The following is a 4479-nucleotide window of genomic DNA, read 5'->3' on the forward strand; positions in this document are numbered from 1 at the left end:
GGAGGCAACCGCCCCAGTTAAACTACCCACCAGGCACTGTCCCTGATCCGGATTACGGACCGAGGTTAGATATCCAGAGCGACCAGAGTGGTATTTCAACGTTGACTCCACCGACACTGGCGTGCCGGCTTCACAGTCTCCCACCTATCCTACACAAGCCGCACCGAACACCAATACCAAGCTATAGTAAAGGTCCCGGGGTCTTTCCGTCCTGCTGCGCGTAACGAGCATCTTTACTCGTAGTGCAATTTCGCCGAGTTCGCGGTTGAGACAGCGGGGAAGTCGTTACGCCATTCGTGCAGGTCGGAACTTACCCGACAAGGAATTTCGCTACCTTAGGATGGTTATAGTTACCACCGCCGTTTACTGGGGCTTAAATTCTGAGCTTCGCCTTGCGGCTGACCCGTCCTCTTAACCTTCCAGCACCGGGCAGGCGTCAGTCCGTATACATCGTCTTGCGACTTCGCACGGACCTGTGTTTTTAGTAAACAGTCGCTTCCCCCTGGTCTCTGCGGCCGTCAGTGCTTCCCCAGCAAGTGGGTACACACGTCGGGCCCCCCTTCTCCCGAAGTTACGGGGGCATTTTGCCGAGTTCCTTAACCACGATTCTCTCGATCGCCTTGGTATTCTCTACCTGATCACCTGAGTCGGTTTAGGGTACGGGCGGCTAGAACCTCGCGCCGAGGCTTTTCTTGGCAGCATAGGATCACCCAATCATCCCGCATTCGCGGTCACCATCAGCTCTCAGGCTATGTGAGAGGCGGATTTGCCTACCTCTCGCCCTACAACCTTGGACGTGGTCTACCATCGCCACGCTGGGCTACCTTCCTGCGTCACCCCTGTTAATACGCTTACCTACTACCGGTTCGGGTCGCGCGCTCCCCCGTCCGAGTCCCCGAAGGGACGGTGGACGGCTTCGGGCGCTGAGCATCACCGGGCTCGGTATGGGCGGTTCTTCGCCGGTACGGGAATATCAACCCGTTGTCCATCGACTACGCCTGTCGGCCTCGCCTTAGGTCCCGACTTACCCAGGGCGGATTAGCCTGGCCCTGGAACCCTTGATCATTCGGCGGACGGGTTTCTCACCCGTCATTCGCTACTCATGCCTGCATTCTCACTCGTGTGGCGTCCACCGCTGGGTCACCCCGCGACTTCACTCGCCACACGACGCTCCCCTACCCATCCACACGCCTGAACCCACAAGGGGCTGAGCTATTGTGTGAATGCCACAGCTTCGGCGGTGTGCTTGAGCCCCGCTACATTGTCGGCGCGGAATCACTTGACCAGTGAGCTATTACGCACTCTTTCAAGGGTGGCTGCTTCTAAGCCAACCTCCTGGTTGTCTGTGCAACTCCACATCCTTTCCCACTTAGCACACGCTTAGGGGCCTTAGCTGGTGGTCTGGGCTGTTTCCCTCTCGACTACGGAGCTTATCCCCCGCAGTCTCACTGCCACGCTCTCACTTACCGGCATTCGGAGTTTGGCTAACGTCAGTAACCTGGTGGGGCCCATCGGCTATCCAGTAGCTCTACCTCCGGCAAGAAACACGTGACGCTGCACCTAAATGCATTTCGGGGAGAACCAGCTATCACGGAGTTTGATTGGCCTTTCACCCCTAACCACAGGTCATCCCCTCGGTTTTCAACCCAAGTGGGTTCGGTCCTCCACGCGGTCTTACCCGCGCTTCAACCTGCCCATGGCTAGATCACTCCGCTTCGGGTCTAGAGCACGCGACTGAATCGCCCTATTCGGACTCGCTTTCGCTACGGCTTCCCCACACGGGTTAACCTCGCCACGTACCACTAACTCGCAGGCTCATTCTTCAAAAGGCACGCTGTCACCCCTGCTAGGGAGGCTCCAACGGATTGTAGGCACACGGTTTCAGGTACTATTTCACTCCCCTCCCGGGGTACTTTTCACCTTTCCCTCACGGTACTTGTCCGCTATCGGTCACTAGGTAGTATTTAGGCTTACACAGTGGTCTGTGCAGATTCACTCCGGGTTTCTCGGGCCCGGAGCTACTTGGGATCCCCTTCGGGAGGCCACGCCATTTCGTCTACGGGGGTCACACCCTCTGTGCCGGGCCTTTCAATGCCCTTCGACTATGACGCGACTTTCTGACTCCCTGCTCGGACGGCAGTCCCAGCTGAAAGGTCCCACAACCCCGCACACGCAACGCCTGCCGGCTTTGACACGCATACGGTTTGGCCTGATCCGCTTTCGCTCGCCACTACTCACGGAATATCTCTTCCTGCCGGTACTGAGATGTTTCACTTCCCGGCGTTCCCTCCACACACCCTATATATTCAGGTGCAGGTCACTGGACATGACTCCAGCGGGGTTTCCCCATTCGGACATCCTCGGATCACGGTTCGTTTGCCAACTCCCCGAGGCTTATCGCAGGCTACAACGTCCTTCTTCGGCTCCTAGTGCCAAGGCATCCACCCTGTGCCCTTAAAAACTTGACCACAAAAACATACAAAGATGCTCGCGTCCACTGTGCAGTTCTCAAGCTACGAACGATCCCCATCATCCCCGGCGCCTACCCCCAGGCCCGACCACCGAAGCGATCGACCCAGAAGCGGTTCATCCGGACCCGACAGGCCCGCAGGCAGCCACCCCCCACTCCGGGAGGCGACCCCCAAGGACAACAACCGGTGAACGGCTGTTCCCTCAGGACCCAACAGCGTGCCAGGCCGACCCCCCACGAACCCCGCTCGTTCCCTCCCCAGGCGAACCCGAGGCGTACTAGAGCCAGACCCGCGACAAGCACGGCCGTAGTCGATGTTCCACCCTTGAGCTCCACCCCGATCGCGTTCGGACCGAGCGTGGGCCTGGACACCAGGGCGCCGGCCACGAAGGACCGACCCGGTGCCAGATGCTCCTTAGAAAGGAGGTGATCCAGCCGCACCTTCCGGTACGGCTACCTTGTTACGACTTAGTCCCAATCGCCAGTCCCACCTTCGACGGCTCCCTCCACAAGGGTTGGGCCACCGGCTTCGGGTGTTACCGACTTTCGTGACTTGACGGGCGGTGTGTACAAGGCCCGGGAACGTATTCACCGCAGCGTTGCTGATCTGCGATTACTAGCGACTCCGACTTCATGGGGTCGAGTTGCAGACCCCAATCCGAACTGAGACCGGCTTTTTGGGATTCGCTCCACCTCGCGGTATCGCAGCCCTTTGTACCGGCCATTGTAGCATGCGTGAAGCCCAAGACATAAGGGGCATGATGATTTGACGTCATCCCCACCTTCCTCCGAGTTGACCCCGGCAGTCTCCTATGAGTCCCCACCATAACGTGCTGGCAACATAGGACGAGGGTTGCGCTCGTTGCGGGACTTAACCCAACATCTCACGACACGAGCTGACGACAACCATGCACCACCTGTACACCGACCTTGCGGGGAGCACATCTCTGCACTTTTCCGGTGTATGTCAAGCCTTGGTAAGGTTCTTCGCGTTGCATCGAATTAATCCGCATGCTCCGCCGCTTGTGCGGGCCCCCGTCAATTTCTTTGAGTTTTAGCCTTGCGGCCGTACTCCCCAGGCGGGGCACTTAATGCGTTTGCTGCGGCACGGAACTCGTGGAATGAGCCCCACACCTAGTGCCCAACGTTTACGGCATGGACTACCAGGGTATCTAATCCTGTTCGCTCCCCATGCTTTCGCTCCTCAGCGTCAGTTGCGGCCCAGTGACCTGCCTTCGCCATCGGTGTTCCTCCTGATATCTGCGCATTCCACCGCTACACCAGGAATTCCAGTCACCCCTACCGCACTCTAGTCTGCCCGTACCCACTGCAAGCCCGAGGTTGAGCCTCAGGTTTTCACAGCAGACGCGACAAACCGCCTACGAGCTCTTTACGCCCAATAATTCCGGACAACGCTTGCGCCCTACGTATTACCGCGGCTGCTGGCACGTAGTTAGCCGGCGCTTCTTCTGCAGGTACCGTCACTTGCGCTTCTTCCCTGCTGAAAGAGGTTTACAACCCGAAGGCCTTCATCCCTCACGCGGCGTCGCTGCATCAGGCTTGCGCCCATTGTGCAATATTCCCCACTGCTGCCTCCCGTAGGAGTCTGGGCCGTGTCTCAGTCCCAGTGTGGCCGGTCGCCCTCTCAGGCCGGCTACCCGTCGTCGCCTTGGTAGGCCATCACCCCACCAACAAGCTGATAGGCCGCGAGCCCATCCTTGACCGATAAATCTTTCCAGACGCAACAGATGCCTGTACGTCTCATATCCGGTATTAGCCGCCGTTTCCCGCGGTTATCCCAGAGTCAAGGGCAGGTTACTCACGTGTTACTCACCCGTTCGCCACTGATCAGACAGAGCAAGCCCCGTCATCACCGTTCGACTTGCATGTGTTAAGCACGCCGCCAGCGTTCGTCCTGAGCCAGAATCAAACTCTCCGTAAATGTCTACATGGCACCCCACCGCCGAAACGGCAAGGCAACCGACACACGAAACAGCCCCGAATCACTC

The 4479-nt window shown here is 58.5% G+C and carries 2 rRNA genes; both read right to left on the reverse strand.

The features are described from left to right. Window positions 1-2468, reverse strand: a 23S ribosomal RNA gene (locus ACWFNE_RS21390); the annotation flags it as partial. Window positions 2469-2889: 421 nt separating this feature from the next. Then, window positions 2890-4412, reverse strand: a 16S ribosomal RNA gene (locus ACWFNE_RS21395). Window positions 4413-4479 lie beyond the last annotated feature (67 nt).

The organism is Cellulomonas sp. NPDC055163 (assembly GCF_053607065.1).